The sequence below is a fragment of the Streptomyces sp. CA-111067 genome (assembly GCF_050956065.1).
Classification (GTDB): Bacteria; Actinomycetota; Actinomycetes; order Streptomycetales; family Streptomycetaceae; genus Actinacidiphila.
The window spans coordinates 2,342,020-2,357,416 of record NZ_CP192103.1 but is presented as its reverse complement, the minus strand read 5'-3'; the positions used below and the strand labels follow the sequence as shown (position 1 = coordinate 2,357,416).

The window sequence follows — 15,397 nt, the reverse complement described above, 5'->3', positions numbered from 1 at the left end:
CGCGTCACTCGTTCCCGTCACCACCAGCCCGGCTCGTGTGCGATCCGTGTGCGATCGATTGCATGGGACATTTTCCCCATTTTCACACTTTCGGAACCATTTGCCCTGGCGGGTGGCCGGGATGCGCCCCTGTTGGAGCCGGGGCAGGCGCCGGGAAGCGGTCAGGGCTCCGGGACCGCCGGGGGATCGCCGTCCTGCTGCTCCGCCGAGAGCGGCTCGACCAGCACCGTGCCGATCCGGTTGCGGCGGCCCGCCTGCGTCTCCGCGGTGAGCCGCAGGGCGGCCGGCCGCGGCGGGTCGGTGACCGGCGAGGCGTCGCCCGGCAGCGGTACGACCGCGGTCGCGCCGGGGATCGGCACCCGGCCGAGCGACTTGGCCAGCAGGCCGCCGACGGTCTCCACGTCGTCGTCGTCCAGATCCACCCCGTACAGGTCGCCGAGGTCGCCGATGTCGAGCCGGGCGGTGACCCGGTGCCGGCCGTCGCCCAGCTCCTCCACCGGCGGGGTCTCCCGGTCGTACTCGTCGGTGATCTCGCCGACGATCTCCTCCAGGATGTCCTCGATGGTGACGATCCCGGCGGTGCCGCCGTACTCGTCGATCACCACCGCCACGTGGTTGCGCTCCTGCTGCATCTCGCGCAGCAGGTCGCCGGCGTTCTTGGTGTCCGGCACGAAGGACGCCGGCCTGATCAGCGACGACACCTGGTCTGACTCCGACTCCCGGTTGATGTGCACCCGGCGGGCGAGGTCCTTGAGGTAGACGAAGCCCACCACGTCGTCCTCGCTGTCGCCGGTCACCGGGATCCGGGAGAAGCCGCTGCGCAGCGCCAGCGTCATCGCCTGGCGGATCGTCTTGAACCGCTCGATCATCACCAGTTCGGGCCGCGGCACCATCACCTCGCGCACGATGGTGTCGCCCAGCTCGAAGACCGAGTGCACCATCCGGCGCTCCTCGTCCTCGATCAGCGACTCCGACTCGGCGAGGTCGACCATCGCCCGCAGTTCGGCCTCGCTGGCGAACGGGCCGCGCTTGAAGCCCTTGCCGGGGGTGAGCGCGTTGCCCAGCAGGATCAGCAGGCCGGGCACCGGGCCCATCACCCGGGCCAGCGGCAGCAGCACGTACGAGGCAGCGGTCGCGGTGTTCATCGGGTGCTGGCGGCCGATGGTGCGCGGCGAGACGCCCACGGCCACGTACGACACCAGCACCATCACCCCGATGGCCACCAGCAGCACCTGCCAGGTGCGGTCGAAGTGCCGGTCGCAGACCACCGTGATCAGCACCGCGGCGGCGGTCTCGCAGGCCACCCTGACCAGCAGCGCCACGTTCAGATAGCGGGTCGGGTCGGAGGCCACGGCCAGCAGGTTCGCCGCGCCCTTGCGGCCGGCGCGCAGCCGCTCCTCGGCCCGGAAGCGGGAGGTGCGGGCGATGCCCGCCTCCGCGCAGGCGGCCAGCCAGGCGACGATGACGAGCAGTACGGCGGAGACGATCATGCGGTGGTCGCCCGGGCCGTCAGTGGGTGGTGGGGGCCGGCGAGGGGCCCTCAACGCCCTGCTCGGCCCGCCAGCCGTCCAGGATCGCCTTCTGCAGCCCGAACATCTCGGCCCGCTCGTCCGCCTCCTCGTGGTCGTACCCGAGCAGGTGCAGCACCCCGTGCACGGTGAGCAGTTGCAGCTCCTCGTCCATGGAGTGCCTGGTCGGCGCCTCCTCGCCCTGCTTCTTGGCGATCTCCGGGCACAGCACGATGTCACCGAGGAGCCCCTGGGCGGGCTCCTCGTCGTCCTTCCCGGGACGCAGCTCGTCCATCGGGAAGGACATGACATCGGTCGGACCGGGCAGGTCCATCCACTGGATGTGCAGCTGCTCCATGGCGTCCGCGTCGACCACGATCACCGAGAGCTCGGAGAGCGGGTGGATGCGCAGGTGGTGCAGGGCGTAGCGGGCGGTGTCGAGCAGTGCCTGCTCGTCGATCTCCCAGCCGGACTCGTTGTTGACGTCGATCGCCATGATGCGCGGTGGCTACTTCCCCTTGGTGCCGGCGGCGCCGGCGATGCTGTCGTCGTACCGCTCGTAGGCGTCCACGATGCGTCCGACCAGCTTATGGCGCACCACGTCGGTGCTGGTGAGCCGGGAGAAGTGGATGTCGTCGATGTCGGTCAGGATGTCCTGGATCTGCCGCAGACCGCTCTTGGTGCCGTTCGGCAGGTCGACCTGGGTGACGTCACCGGTGATGACGATCTTGGAGTCGAAGCCGAGCCGGGTCAGGAACATCTTCATCTGCTCGGCGCTGGTGTTCTGCGCCTCGTCCAGGATGATGAACGCGTCATTGAGCGTCCTGCCGCGCATGTACGCCAGCGGGGCGACCTCGATGGTGCCGGCCGCCATCAGCCGGGGGATCGAGTCCGGGTCCAGCATGTCGTGCAGCGCGTCGTACAGCGGGCGCAGGTACGGGTCGATCTTCTCGTAGAGGGTGCCGGGCAGGAAGCCCAGCCGCTCGCCTGCCTCCACCGCCGGGCGGGTCAGGATGATCCGGGTGACCTGCTTGGCCTGGAGTGCTTGGACCGCCTTGGCCATCGCCAGGTACGTCTTGCCGGTACCGGCGGGGCCGATGCCGAACACGATCGTGTGGGTGTCGATGGCGTCCACGTAACGCTTCTGGTTGAGCGTCTTGGGGCGGATCGTGCGGCCGCGGCTGGACAGGATGTTCTGGGTGAGGACCTGGGCGGGGGTCTCCGCGTCCGGGTCGGCCGCGGTGCCGTTCGCCCTGAGCATGGCGATGGAACGCTCCACGGCGTCCTCCGACAGGGGCTGGCCGGTGCGCAGCACCAGCATCATCTCGTCGAAGAGCCGCTGGACGAGGGCCACCTCGGGGGCGTCGCCGGCCGCGCTGATCTCGTTGCCGCGGACGTGGATGTCCACGGTCGGGAACGCCTGTTCGATCACCCGGAGCAGGGCGTCACCTGAGCCCAGGACGGTCACCATCGGGTGCTTGGCCGGAACGACGAAGTGGGCGCGCGCCTGCTTCGGCGGCTGCGGCTGCTGCTTTGTCGGTGTCTGAGTCATGGGCCGGCGCTAGGGCCTGCTCATCCCGCTTTCTGCTGCTCGCTGGGCCCGAAGGGCCCTGGGGTACCCAGCGTACGACGTGGGACGGCGCGCGCCGAGGGGATTTGGCGGCCCGGCCGCGCCGGGCCCGTTCCGGCCGCCGGACGGGGGCGCTTGGGGGCGGTTGCGGATGGTTTGGGGCGCGCCGGTGGGCGCGGGACGACGGGGGCGCGTTCGATTACGCCGTACGGAGGGCCCGGGCCGGCTCCGTCACGCCGGGCGGAAGCCGATCGTCGGGACCGCGCGGCGCAGCGGCCACGGGCGGGTGCCGGCCGGCAGCAGCTCGTCGAGGAAGGCGTAGCGGCGCAGCACCTCGCGTCCGGCGGCGGCCTCGCCCGCGTACGCCTTGGCCTGCTGCCACCAGTCGGCGATCTCGATCCAGCCGGGCGCCGACAGCGAGCCGCCGAACTCCTGCACGGACAGTGCGGCGCACAGCGAGGCGAAGGCCAGCCGGTCGGCGAGCGGCCAGCGGGCCAGGGTGCCGGTGACGAACCCGGCGACGAAGACGTCCCCGGCGCCGGTCGGGTCGAGCGCCTCCACCAGCAGCGCGGGCACCTCGGCGGTCTCGCCGCTGCCGGCGTCCACCGCGACTGCGCCCTCCGCGCCGAGGGTGACCACCGCGAGCGGTACGAGGTCGGCGAGCTTGCGGGCGGCGGCCCGCGGGGAGTCGGTGCGGGTGTAGCGCATCGCCTCCTCGGCGTTCGGCAGGAACGCGGCGCAGTGCCGCAGGCCGTGCAGGTCGGCCGGGTCCCAGCGGCCGGTCTCGTCCCAGCCGACGTCGGCGAAGACCTTGGTGCCGGTGGCGGCGGCGCCGGCGATCCACTCCGGGCTCTCGGCGCGCCCGGCCAGCGAGGCGACCGCCGCGCGGGCGGGCGGCGGGCAGGCGGGGACGGTGCCTTCGGGGGGCGGCGCCTGGTGGCCGTGGCTCACCATCGTGCGCTCGCCCTCGTACGCCATCGAGACGGTGACGGGCGAGTGCCAGCCCGCGATCCGGCGGGACGGTCCCAGGTCGATCCCCTCGCCCGCGGCGAGGCTGTCCCAGCAGTAGTCGCCGTACATGTCGTCGCCGAACGCGGCGGCCAGGGTGGTCCGCAGCCCCAGCCGGGCCAGGGCGGTCGCCATGTTGGCGATCCCGCCCGGGCTCGACCCCATGCCCCGGGCCCAGGACTCGGTGCCGCGAACGGGCGCGGTCTCCAGCCCGGTGAAGATGATGTCGAGAAACACGGTCCCGGTGAGGTAGACGTCCGTCGCCGGCCCCTTCGCGGAACGCTGCGCGCTCAGCGGATCGATGATCCCCTGCTCATCCATCCCCCCACTTTCCCATGTGCCCCGGTTTCCGCCCGTGCTCCCCCGTCCCGCCGCCCCCGGACCACCCGCCGGTGGGTGGCTGGTGGCGCAGTTCCCCGCGCCCCTTCGGGGCGCGTCCTTTCGCTCCCGGCCGACCGGGGTCTTTAGGGGCGCGGGGAACTGCGCGACGAGCCACACTCCGGGGGAAGATCCGGGGACGACCTCAGCCAGGCAGGGTGGACGGATGAAGCTAGCAATCGTGGGCGGCGGCGGATTCCGCGTACCCCTCGTCTATCGCGCCCTGATCGGCGACCCGACGATCACCGAGCTCGTGCTGCACGACACCGACCCCCGGCGGCTCCGGGTGATCACTGCCGTGCTGGCGGCCCAGCCAGGAGGCCCGCCCGTCCGTGCGGCAACGGACCTCGACGACGCCCTGCGCGGAGCGCACTTCGTGTTCTCGGCCGTCCGCGTCGGCGGCACCCCCGCCCGCGTCCGCGACGAGCACGTCCCACTGGCCGAAGGCGTGCTCGGCCAGGAGACCGTCGGCGCCGGCGGCGTGCTCTACGGCCTGCGCACGCTCCCGGTCGCCACCGCCCTCGCGGAGCGCGTCCGCGCGGTCGCCCCCGACGCCTGGGTGATCAACTTCACCAACCCCGCCGGCATGGTCACCGAGGCCATGTCCCGCATCCTCGGCCCCCGGGTGATCGGCATCTGCGACTCCCCGGTCGGCCTGGTCCGCCGCGCGGCCCGCGCGGCCGGCGCCGACCCGGACGCGCCCGGCTTCTCGTACGACTACCTGGGTCTGAACCACCTCGGCTGGCTGCGCCGGCTGTCCGCCGCGGACGGCCGGGACCTGCTGCCCGGCCTCCTCGCCGATCCGGTCGCGCTGGGCTCGTTCGAGGAGGGCCGGCTGTTCGGCCCGCACTGGCCGGCCGTGCTCGGCGCGCTGCCCAACGAGTACCTGCACTACTACTACTTCCAGCGCGAGGCACTCGAAGCCGTACGGTCCGCCGACGCGACCCGCGGCGAGTTCCTGGACCGCCAGCAGTCGGACTTCTTCGCCGCGGCCGACACCGCGCCCACGCGGGCGTACGAGCTGTGGGAGCGGACCCGCCGGGAGCGCGAGGAGACGTACATGGCCGAGAACCGCGCGGCCACCGGCGGTTCGGAACGCGACCCGCAGGATCTGGACGGCGGCGGCTACGACAAGGTGGCGCTCGCGCTGATGCGGGCCATCGCCCGCGACGAGCGGGCCACGCTGATCCTCAACGTGCCCGGCGGCACCGCCGTGCCGTTCCTCGGCCCGGACGCGATCGTCGAGATCCCCTGCGAGGTGGGCGCGTTCGGCGCCCGCCCGCTGCCCGTCGCGCCCCCGGACACGCACCAGGCCGGCCTGATGCTGGCGCTCAAGTCGGTGGAGCGCGCGGCGATCGAGGCGGCGGAGACCGGTTCACGCGATGCGGCGCTGCGCGCGCTGGCCCTGCACCCGCTGGTCGACTCGGTGGCGGTCGCCGACCGCATCCTGACCGCCTCCGGCTGGTGACGCAGCTCTGAACTGCGGTTTAACGCAAGGGAAACGAGCACGGAACAGCTCCGGCCGACCACGCGCGTAGACCATCCTTGACCTGCCCAGATCAACGGGTCTAGGTTCACCGCACACCAAGGACCGTCGAAGCCGAAGGAGCACCGCCATGCCCCGTATCCGTCCGGCCGCCCGCAGCCGCGTACTGGCCGTCACCGTCGCCGCCGCGGCGATGGGCGCCACGCTGTACGGGGTCGGCGCCGCCGACGCCCACGACTCGGTGCCGCGCAGCGACAAGCAGATCCCCAACCTCACCGACGTCGTCTCGGAGATCAAGGCGTACTACGGCGACACCGTGGACGCCTCGGGCGAGCACTTTGCCTCCCCGACGAGCAACTACGCCAAGCAGGTCGCCGGGATCGAGAAGAAGGCCGAGAGCTACCTCGCGCACGAGGCCGGGCACGGCGACCACGACGGCCGGCACGGGCAGCCCGCCAAGCCCGCCATCGTGCTCGACGTGGACGACACCAGCGTCAACACCTACAACTACGAGCTGGAGCAGGGCTTCAACTACACCCCGGCCTCCAACTCGGCGTACATCGCGAACAAGAACATGGACGCCGTCTTCGGCATGAACACCCTGACCAACTGGGCGGCGGCCAAGGGCATCACGGTCTTCTGGATCACCGGCCGCCCGGAGGCGCAGCGCGCCGACACCGTACGCAATCTGGCCGCCGTCGGCTACCAGCCGGCCGCCGACACCGCCCACCTGTACCTGAAGAACGCCGCCGCGCCGCCCGCGTACCTGCCGTGCGGGGCGACCTGTACGACCGTCCAGTACAAGTCCGGCACCCGCGCGCACATCGAGTCGATGGGCTACAACATTGTCGCCAACTTCGGCGACCAGTACAGCGATCTGTCCGGCGGCTACGCGGACAAGACGTTCAAGCTGCCGAACCCGATGTACTTCCTGCCGTAGCCGGCCGCCGGGCGCCGACCGCCGGTAGCCCGCGAGTCACGGCCCGGGACCTCCCGGTCCTCAGCGGCGTCTGGGGACCGGGACCCGCATCAGGTCCTCGGCCACGCTCAGCCCGCCGGTGTAACCCGCCGCCCTGGCCTGCTCGTTGAACACCGCCGGGTCCTGGTACCGCTGCGAGAAGTGCGTCAGCACCAGGTGCCGCACCCCCGCGTCCCTGGCCACGGCGGCGGCCTGACCCGCCGTCAAATGCCCGTACTCCTCGGCGAGTCCGGCGTCCTCGTCCAGGAACGTGGACTCGATGACCAGCAGGTCGACGCCGTCCGCGAGCGCGTACACGCCCTCGCACAGCCGGGTGTCCATGATGAACGCGAAGCGCTGGCCCCGGCGTTGCTCGCTCACCTCGTCCAACGTGACGCCCCGCAGGGCCCCTTCGCGTTGCAGCACGCTGATGTCCGGCCCCCGGATGCCGAGTTCGGCCAGCTTGGCCGGCAGCATCCGGCGGCCGTCGGGTTCGGTGAGCCGGTAGCCGTACGCGTCCACCGGGTGCGAGAGCGCGCGGGTCTCCAGCGTGTAGGCCGGCGTGACCGCGAGCACCCCCTCGCCGCTGACCGGTTCCTCGCGCACATCGGCGCCGTCCCGGTACGCGGTGGCGTACCGCAGCCGGTCGAAGTAGCGCTGCCCGCTCGCCGGGTAGTGGGCGGCGACCGGGTGCGGCACCCGGTCCAGGCTGATCCGCTGGATCACCCCGGCCAGCCCCAGGCTGTGGTCGCCGTGGAAGTGCGTCACGCAGATCCGGGTCAGGTCGTTCGCGGCGACACCGGCGTAGAGCATCTGCCGCTGGCTGCCCTCGCCCGGGTCGAACAGGATCGCCTCGCCGTCCCAGCGCAGCACGTACCCGTTGTGCGCGCGCTGCCGGGTCGGCACCTGGCTGGCCGTCCCCAGGACGACGAGTTCGCGTGCGGACATCGGCAGCCTGCCGTCAGACCAGCTCGTGCAGGTCGCGACCGCCCAGCACGTGGGCGTGCGCGTGGAAGACGGTCTGACCCGCGCCCTCGCCGGTGTTGAAGATGATCCGGTAGCCGGTGCCGTCCACCTTCTCCTGCGCGGCCACCTCGCCGGCCTCCCGCAGCACGTCGGCCGCCGCCGCCGGATCACCGGCCGCCAGCGAGGCCGCGTCCGGGTAGTGCACGCGGGGGATCACCAGGACATGCGTCGGCGCCTTGGGGCTGATGTCCCGGAAGGCGATCGTCGTCGCGGTCTCGCGGACGACGGTCGCGGGGATCTCCCCGGCGACGATCTTGCAGAACAGGCAGTCGGCCTGCGGTTCTCCCGCCACGGCGGCACTCCTCTCGACGGCGGGCCGCTCACCCCGCGGCCCCGCCGCATGCTACCCGCAGCCCGCCTCGGCATGATCGATTCCGGGTGTTAGCGTGCCCGGGGCCGCGGCGCGAGCGGCAGGAGCCGCGCGAACGAAGCGCCCATGGCGCGCGAGCGGCCCGAGCGAGAGAACGAGGAACGTATGAGCGACATCACCGGGTTCGCCGAGATCCCGCCGACCACCCTCGCCGACCTGCTGGACCGCGAGCAGGTCATGGACCTCGGCATCCACCCGCTGTGGCCCACGCCGCCACGCGTGGCGGGCCCCGCGTTCACCGTCCGCTGCCCGCCCGGCGACAACCTCATGCTGCACGCGGCCATCCACCGTGCCGCGCCCGGCTCCGTCGTGGTCGTGGAGGCCGGCGACGCGGACTGGGCGATGGCCGGCGGCAACGTCTGCGCGGTCGCGCAGCGCAACGGGATCGCGGCCTTCGTGATCGACGGCGTGATCCGGGACCTCGCCGAGGTGCGCGAGATGGGCTTCCCGGTCTTCGCCCGCGGGGTCGTCCCCAAGCCGGGCACCAAGAAGGCCGTCCAGCCGCTGGGCGGCCCCGTGCGGGTCGGCGGCGTCCAGGTGAACGCCGGGGACGTCGTCGTGGCCGACGAGGAGGGCATCGTGGTCGTACCGGCGGCCCGTATGGAGGACGTACGGGCCGCGGCGCTCGCGAAGCTGGCCCAGGAGGCCGCCGAGTCGCTGGACGACTGGGAGAAGGCGCACCGGGCCAAGATCGACAAGGCGCTGGCCGCCGGCGGCTTCGAGGGCTGACCGGGGGAGCCGGCAGGGGTAGGCGGGGCCGGCCGGGGGTTGCCCGGGCCCCCGCCTCGGCTCACGTACCGAACTGGCCGATCATCGACAGCACGTTCGCACTGGCCGCGTGGATGGACCCGGCCAGCGTGCTGCCGGCCAGATAGAAGCCGAAGGCGCCGCAGGCCAGCGCGTGGGTGGGTTTGAGCTCGCCCTTCCGCTTCAGGAACACCGTGATGACGGCGAGCGCGATGACGAGTGGCATGTGCAGGAGCATGGCGTGATCACCTCGGATGACGACACTGCTCCCGCCAGGCTAGGTGCCGGTAGCCGAACGCGCATTTCCGGACACGGAGAGGTACCGCCGGAGGCACCCTCTATGCTCGCGCGTATGAGCGAACCGCTGGACCCCGAGGACCGCAAGCTGATCACTCTGGCCAGGTCGGCCCGGGCCCGCAACGGCGTCCCCGAAGGTGCCGCCGTCCGCGACGAGACCGGCAGGACGTACGTGGCCGGCTCCGTCGCGCTGCCCTCGCTGGAGCTGAGCGCGCTGCGTACGGCGGTGGCGATGGCCGTGGCCAGTGGCGCGAAGTCGCTGGAGGCCGCGGCGGTCGTCACCGAGGCGCAGGCCGCCTCGCCGGAGGACCGCGCGGCGGTCCGCGACCTCGGCGGCGCGTCCGCCCCGGTGATCCTGGCCGGCCCGGACGGCACCGTACGGTCCACGGTCACGGCGGGCTGACGCGCGCGGAACCGCCAAAGCGCGCGTCCAGCCCGGCTCGGAGCCTGTCCAGCGCCCTACGCGAGCCCGGCTCGGATCGCGTCCGGCGCCGTAAAAGCACCGCTCAGAGCGCGTCCGGCCCCCGCTCACCCGTCCGGACCCGCACCGCCGTCTCCACCGGCACCGACCACACCTTGCCGTCGCCGATCTTCCCGGTCCTGGCGGCGGCCACCAGCACCTCGATCACCCGGTCCGCCTCCGCGTCTTCCACCAGCACCTCGATCCGTGCCTTCGGCACCAGATCGACCCGGTACTCGGCGCCCCGGTAGACCTCGGTGTGGCCGCGCTGCCTGCCGTAGCCGCTGGCCTCGGTGACGGTGAGGCCCTGCACGCCCATCTCCTGTAGCGCCGTCTTCACGTCGTCCAGCTTGAACGGCTTGATGACGGCGGTGACCAGCTTCATGCCAGTGGGCTCCTGTCCGGGGAGTGCGGGGCGGTGGCGTGTGACGCGCCGTGCGACATGCCGTGCGTCAGTACGCCGTGATCGTAGGCGGTCTCCGCGTGCACGGTCAGGTCGAGGCCGGTACGTTCCTGCTCCTCGCTCGCCCGCAGGCCCATCCACCGGTTCACCGCCCACGCGATGCCGTACGTGGCACCGAACGCGTACGCCCCGACGGCCAGGATCGCGACCGCCTGCTTGCCGAGCTGGCCGAGGCCGCCGCCGTAGAACAGGCCCTCGGGGCCGTGCGTCATCGTCTCGGTGGCGAGCAGGCCGATCAGCAGGGTGCCGACCACGCCGCCGACCAGGTGGACGCCCACCACGTCGAGCGAGTCGTCCACGCCCCAGCGGAACTTCCAGCTCACCGCGTACGAGCAGAGCACACCGGCGGCGAGTCCGACCAGCGCCGCGCCGCCCGGGTCCACGCTGCCGCAGGCCGGGGTGATCGCGACCAGTCCCGCCACCGCGCCGGAGGCGGCGCCGAGCGTGGTGGCGTGGCCGTCCCGGCGCTTCTCCACGATCAGCCAGCCGAGCAGTCCGGCGCAGCCGGCCGCCTGGGTGTTGACGAACGCGGCGGCGGCCAGCGCGTTGGCGCCCAGCGCGGAGCCGGCGTTGAAGCCGAACCAGCCGAACCACAGCAGGCCGGCGCCGAGCAGCACCAGCGGCAGGTTGTGCGGGCGCATCGAGTCCCGGCGGAAGCCGAGCCGCGGGCCCAGGACCAGCGCGATCGCCAGACCGGAGGCGCCCGAGCAGACCTCGACGACGGTGCCGCCGGCGAAGTCCAGCGCGTGCAGTTTGGCGGCCACCCAGCCGCCGGGGCCGAACACCCAGTGCGCCACCGGCACGTATACGGCCAGCGTCCACACCGGCACGAAGACCATCCAGGCGCCGAACCTGGCCCGGTCGGCCACCGCGCCGCTGATCAGGGCGGCGGTGATGATCGCGAAGGTGAGCTGGAAGGTGGCGAAGAGCAGGGTCGGCACCTTTCCGTGCACGGCGGTCGGGCCGATGCCGTGCATCCCGAGGTGGTCGGCGTTGCCGATCAGGCCGAGGCCGCCGACGTCGTTGCCGAAGGCGAGGGTGTAGCCGGCCAGCAGCCAGACCATCGTGACCAGCGCGATCGACACGAAGCTCATCATGAACATGTTGAGCACGCTCTTGCTGCGGACCATGCCGCCGTAGAAGAGCGCGAGGCCCGGCGTCATCAGCAGCACGAGGGCGGTGGCGGCCAGCAGCCACGCGGTGTCACCGGAGTCGATGGCGGGCTGAGCGGCGGACAGCAGCAGCACGAGGGGGGTCCCTTCCATGACGGGTAGGGGAAGCGTCACGGGCCCGCGTTACCGTATGTGGACCTCCGTGTTTCCGTGGTGTTTCGTGTTGCGCGGGCGTTTCCCGATCCTCACGCCCCGGCCCGCGGTGGTGCGCGCGGTGCTGCCCGCGTCGCACGGGTTCGGCGGGCGCTCCGGAGGGGGTGCGGGCCGCCGCTGCGGCCGCCGCGTCCGCGCGGCCTCCGCTCATCGGGGAGAATGGGCGGCATGAGCGCTCGTACCCAGCCCGCCGATGCCCCGCACCGGTCCGGCTTCGCCTGTTTCGTCGGCCGGCCCAACGCCGGCAAGTCCACCCTCACGAACGCTCTGGTCGGCACGAAGGTGGCGATCACCTCGAACCGCCCGCAGACCACCCGGCACAGCGTGCGCGGCATCGTGCACCGGCCGGAGGCGCAGCTCGTGCTGGTCGACACCCCCGGGCTGCACAAGCCCCGCACGCTGCTCGGCGAGCGGCTCAACGACGTCGTCCGCAGCACCTGGTCCGAGGTCGACGTGATCGGCTTCTGCCTGCCGGCCGACCAGAAGCTCGGCCCGGGCGACACGTTCATCGCCCGCGAGCTGGCCGGGATCAAGAAGACACCCAAGGTCGCCGTGGTCACCAAGACCGACCTGGTCGACTCCAAGCAGCTCGCCCAGCAGCTGCTCGCGGTGGACAAGCTCGGCCGCGACCTCGGCCTGGAATGGGCCGAGATCGTGCCCGTGTCGGCGGTCGGCGACGACCAGGTCCACCTGCTGGCCGACCTGCTGGTCCCGCTGCTCCCCGAGGGCCCGCCGCTCTACCCCGAGGGCGACCTGACCGACGAACCCGAGCTGGTGATGGTCGCGGAGCTGATCCGCGAGGCCGCGCTCGAAGGCGTACGGGACGAGCTGCCGCACTCCATCGCCGTCGTGGTGGAGGAGATGATCCCGCGCGAGGGCCGGCCGGAGAACCGCCCGCTGCTGGACATCCACGCCAACCTCTACATCGAGCGGCCCAGCCAGAAGGGCATCATCATCGGCCCCAAGGGCGCCCGGCTGAAGGACGTCGGCACCAAGTCCCGGCAGCAGATCGAGGCGCTGCTCGGCACGCCGGTCTTCCTCGACCTGCATGTGAAGGTGGCCAAGGACTGGCAGCGCGACCCGAAGCAGTTGCGCAAGCTCGGCTTCTGACCGTTCGGGTACCCGGACTTCCGGATACCCGAACTTCTGGGGACCGGGCTCAACCGCGGGCGGACTGCGGCGCGTTGCGGGCCGGCCGCAGATACGGGCTCGGGCCCTTGATCACCCGGTGGATCGGGGCCGTCTCGGTGTGCCGGATGCCGGGCAGCGCGGCGACCGGCCCGGTGAGGTAGCGGTAGAAGGCGGCCGGGCCCGCGCAGTTGATGGCCGCGTAGACATTGGACGTACCGGTGGTGGCGCAGACGAACGCGACCTGCGGGTGGTCGGCGAGCGCGGTGCCGACCTCGTCGACCCGGGCCGGTTCGACCTCCAGCCACAGCCCGGCCCTGAACTGCCAGCGCAGCGCGCCCTCGTCGAGGTCCAGGTCGTAGTAGAGCGTGCCCGCCGACCGCAGTTCGGCCAGCCGGCGCCGTACCGTCGTCGCCGACCAGCCGACGGCGGCGGCCAGTTCGGCGGCGGGGGTCCGGCCGTCGACCGCGAGCAGTTCGAGCAGCCGGCGGTCCTCGGCGTCGAACGAGAACCCTCCAGCGGCCTCCTCCACCGCCCGCGAGGGCGGCGCGTCGGCCGGGGTCAGCGCGGCGATCTGCTCCGGTGTCAGCGGCCCGAGCCGGCTCACCGGACTCAGCTCCTGGCCGAAGAAGACGTGCAGCATCGCGTGCGCGGTCATCTGCACCACCCGGGGGGTGCGCGGCAGCTTCTGCAGCAGCAGCGCGTCATCCTGGCCGGGCGCGGACGGCTGCGCCAGGAAGGAGATCTCGGTGCCGCCCGACATCAGGTTCACCCAGCGGGTCTCCTCCCGGCGGACCAGCGCGTCGCCGATCGACGCCACCGCGTCCGGCGTGCAGCGCACCCGGACCATCCACGGGGTCAGCCCGACCCGCAGCGGGTCGAGCAGCCCGAGCACCCGCAGCAGCCCCGACGAGCGCAGCCGCCCGTACCGGCGGGCCACCGTCTGGTCCGACACCCCGAGCACCTCGCCGATCCGGCTGAACGGCGCCCGGCCGTCGATCTGCAGCGCCTGCACGACGCGCTGATCCTGGATGTCGAGTCCGCTCAGCGGATACCAGCTCGTGTCGGATTCCATTCACCCAAGCTAGATGATGTCGGATTCCGCCGTGCGGAGGGCGCTGGCTGTGGAGGGGTCGGGGCCGTGCCGGAGCCTGGAGACCGCGCGCTGAACGACACCTCGCACACCTGAACGGAGTCCCACCATGCGCAAGTGGCTGCCCCTCGTGGCGATCTGCCTGGGCGCCTTCATCCTGCTGGTCGACGTCACGATCGTGAACGTCGCACTGCCCCGGATGGCCGACGACCTCGACGCCTCCTTCTCCTCACTCCAGTGGGTCGTGGACATCTACGCCCTCGCGCTGGCCGCGCTGCTGATGGTGGCCGGCTCGCTCGCCGACCTCTTCGGCCACCGCAGGCTGTACGTGGCCGGCCTCACCGTCTTCGCCCTCGCCTCGCTGGCCTGCGCGCTCTCGCCGAACGCGGCCGTGCTGATCTCGGCCCGCGCGGTGCAGGGGGTGGGCGCCGCCGCGATGTTCGCCACGTCGGCGGCGCTGGTCACCGCCACCTACCAGGGGCGGGACCGCGGGGTCGCGTTCGGCGTGTGGGGCGCGGTCAACGGCGCCGCCGCGGCGGCCGGGCCGGTCATGGGCGGGCTGCTCACCCAGGGCTTCGGCTGGCAGGCGATCTTCCTGGTGAACCTGCCCATCGCGCTGGCCGCGGTGCTGCTCTCGCTGAAGGCGCTGCCGGCCGCCACGCAGCGCAAGGCGGGCGTACGGCTCGACCTGCCCGGCGCGGCCACCTTCACGCTGGCCGCCGCCTCCCTCACCTACGCGCTGATCCGCGGCGGCGACCACGGCTGGACGGGGGCGCTGACGCTGGCCGCCTTCGCCGTCTCGGCCCTCTCGGTGGTCGGCTTCGTGGTGGCCGAACTGCGGGCGCCGGTACCGATGCTGGACCTGTCGCTGCTGCGCCGGGCGAGCTTCGCCGGCCTGCTGGCCGGCGCGCTGATCTACCAGGTGGCCGCGTTCAGCGGGCTGATCTTCGTCTCGCTGTGGCTGCAGAACGTGCTCGGCCTGAGCCCGGTGCGCGGCGGCCTTGCGCTGATGCCGATGGCCGGTACGGCCTTCGTGGCCGCGGCGGTGGCCGGCCGGCACATGCACAAGTTCGCGCCCCGGGTGCCGATCGGCGGCGGCCTGCTGCTGATCGGGGCGGGCAGCGCGATGCTGTGGGCCACCGTGCACGCGGGCTCCGGCCAGTCCTCGCTGTTCGCCGGCCTCTCGGTGATCGGCGTCGGCGTGGGCCTCGCCACCCCGGTCCTGGTCTCCGCCGCGGTGGACTCGGTGCCCCCGGACCGGGCCGGCACGGCCGGCGGCGCCGTCAACACCTTCCGCCAGCTCGGCATGACCCTGGGCATCGCCCTCTTCGGCGCGATCTTCACCGCCCGCGTCCGCGCCGTGACCACCGCCGGCGGCACCCCCCACACCGCCTACGCCTCGGCCATCGACCGCATCTCCCTCTACGCCGCGGCAGCCGCCCTGGCCGGCGCCCTCCTGGTCCTCACCGTGGTCCGCACCCCCAAGCCCCAACCCCACCCGACCGGCCCGCCGGCCGTGAAGGCCACGGAGTCCCCGGAGGTCCGCAAGGCCCCGGCCGCGCAGGCACGGAGCTGAGCCC

At 72.6% G+C, this 15,397-nt stretch carries 16 protein-coding genes; 6 read left to right on the top strand and 10 right to left on the bottom strand.

Going from position 1 to position 15,397, the window contains the following annotated elements; translation table 11 throughout:
- Positions 1–161 precede the first annotated feature (161 nt).
- From ACQPW6_RS10265 to ACQPW6_RS10250, 4 genes are all read right to left on the bottom strand, one after another.
- Complete coding sequence (locus tag ACQPW6_RS10265) at positions 162–1,490, bottom strand: hemolysin family protein (protein WP_433889262.1); 1,329 nt, start codon at positions 1,488–1,490, stop codon at positions 162–164.
- Between the two features lie 19 nt (positions 1,491–1,509).
- Complete coding sequence (gene ybeY, locus ACQPW6_RS10260; RefSeq protein WP_433889261.1) at positions 1,510–2,004, bottom strand: rRNA maturation RNase YbeY; 495 nt, start codon at positions 2,002–2,004, stop codon at positions 1,510–1,512.
- 12 nt (positions 2,005–2,016) lie between these two features.
- On the bottom strand, positions 2,017–3,060 hold the full coding sequence (locus ACQPW6_RS10255; RefSeq protein WP_433889260.1) for a PhoH family protein: 1,044 nt from the start codon (positions 3,058–3,060) through the stop codon (positions 2,017–2,019).
- A gap of 249 nt (positions 3,061–3,309) precedes the next feature.
- On the bottom strand, positions 3,310–4,407 hold the full coding sequence (locus tag ACQPW6_RS10250; protein WP_433889259.1) for a PfkB family carbohydrate kinase: 1,098 nt from the start codon (positions 4,405–4,407) through the stop codon (positions 3,310–3,312).
- Between the two features lie 223 nt (positions 4,408–4,630).
- Here ACQPW6_RS10250 and ACQPW6_RS10245 point away from each other — a divergent pair, with 223 nt between their 5' ends.
- Positions 4,631–5,932: a 6-phospho-beta-glucosidase gene (locus tag ACQPW6_RS10245; RefSeq protein ID WP_433889258.1), complete on the top strand. Its 1,302-nt coding sequence runs from the start codon at positions 4,631–4,633 to the stop codon at positions 5,930–5,932.
- 148 nt (positions 5,933–6,080) lie between these two features.
- Complete coding sequence (locus tag ACQPW6_RS10240; RefSeq protein WP_433889257.1) at positions 6,081–6,890, top strand: HAD family acid phosphatase; 810 nt, start codon at positions 6,081–6,083, stop codon at positions 6,888–6,890.
- 60 nt (positions 6,891–6,950) lie between these two features.
- Here ACQPW6_RS10240 and ACQPW6_RS10235 read toward each other — a convergent pair whose 3' ends face one another.
- Entirely contained in the window at positions 6,951–7,856 is a 906-nt protein-coding gene (locus tag ACQPW6_RS10235; RefSeq protein WP_433889256.1) for a ribonuclease Z, read from the bottom strand.
- A 13-nt stretch (positions 7,857–7,869) separates the two neighbouring features.
- Complete coding sequence (locus ACQPW6_RS10230; RefSeq protein WP_433889255.1) at positions 7,870–8,226, bottom strand: histidine triad nucleotide-binding protein; 357 nt, start codon at positions 8,224–8,226, stop codon at positions 7,870–7,872.
- A gap of 183 nt (positions 8,227–8,409) precedes the next feature.
- Between ACQPW6_RS10230 and ACQPW6_RS10225 the strand changes: the two genes are divergently transcribed.
- Positions 8,410–9,033 (top strand): RraA family protein, encoded by a 624-nt coding sequence (locus ACQPW6_RS10225; protein WP_433889254.1) that lies wholly within the window; start codon positions 8,410–8,412, stop codon positions 9,031–9,033.
- A gap of 61 nt (positions 9,034–9,094) precedes the next feature.
- Here the strand turns inward: ACQPW6_RS10225 and ACQPW6_RS10220 are convergent, their stop codons facing one another.
- Positions 9,095–9,277: a hypothetical protein gene (locus ACQPW6_RS10220; RefSeq protein ID WP_433889253.1), complete on the bottom strand. Its 183-nt coding sequence runs from the start codon at positions 9,275–9,277 to the stop codon at positions 9,095–9,097.
- 114 nt (positions 9,278–9,391) lie between these two features.
- Between ACQPW6_RS10220 and ACQPW6_RS10215 the strand changes: the two genes are divergently transcribed.
- Complete coding sequence (locus ACQPW6_RS10215) at positions 9,392–9,751, top strand: cytidine deaminase (RefSeq protein WP_433889252.1); 360 nt, start codon at positions 9,392–9,394, stop codon at positions 9,749–9,751.
- A 103-nt stretch (positions 9,752–9,854) separates the two neighbouring features.
- Here the strand turns inward: ACQPW6_RS10215 and ACQPW6_RS10210 are convergent, their stop codons facing one another.
- Both ACQPW6_RS10210 and ACQPW6_RS10205 read right to left on the bottom strand, forming a co-directional pair.
- Positions 9,855–10,193 (bottom strand): P-II family nitrogen regulator, encoded by a 339-nt coding sequence (locus tag ACQPW6_RS10210; protein WP_433889251.1) that lies wholly within the window; start codon positions 10,191–10,193, stop codon positions 9,855–9,857.
- A complete protein-coding gene (locus ACQPW6_RS10205; protein WP_433889250.1) occupies positions 10,190–11,536 on the bottom strand; it encodes an ammonium transporter in 1,347 nt (448 codons plus the stop codon). Before ACQPW6_RS10205 ends, ACQPW6_RS10210 begins: the two co-directional genes overlap by 4 nt.
- A 219-nt stretch (positions 11,537–11,755) precedes the next feature.
- Here ACQPW6_RS10205 and era point away from each other — a divergent pair, with 219 nt between their 5' ends.
- Entirely contained in the window at positions 11,756–12,706 is a 951-nt protein-coding gene (gene era, locus ACQPW6_RS10200) for a GTPase Era (RefSeq protein ID WP_433889249.1), read from the top strand.
- A 49-nt stretch (positions 12,707–12,755) separates the two neighbouring features.
- On the opposite strand, the gene ACQPW6_RS10195 is transcribed toward era, so the two are convergent.
- The gene (locus tag ACQPW6_RS10195) at positions 12,756–13,799 is read right to left on the bottom strand and encodes an Lrp/AsnC family transcriptional regulator (protein ID WP_433889248.1); all 1,044 of its coding nucleotides are present in this window, start codon (positions 13,797–13,799) and stop codon (positions 12,756–12,758) included.
- Positions 13,800–13,926: 127 nt separating this feature from the next.
- On the opposite strand from ACQPW6_RS10195, the gene ACQPW6_RS10190 reads away from it, so the two are divergent.
- Positions 13,927–15,393, top strand: a complete 1,467-nt coding sequence (locus tag ACQPW6_RS10190; RefSeq protein ID WP_433889247.1) for an MFS transporter — start codon at positions 13,927–13,929, stop codon at positions 15,391–15,393.
- Positions 15,394–15,397 lie beyond the last annotated feature (4 nt).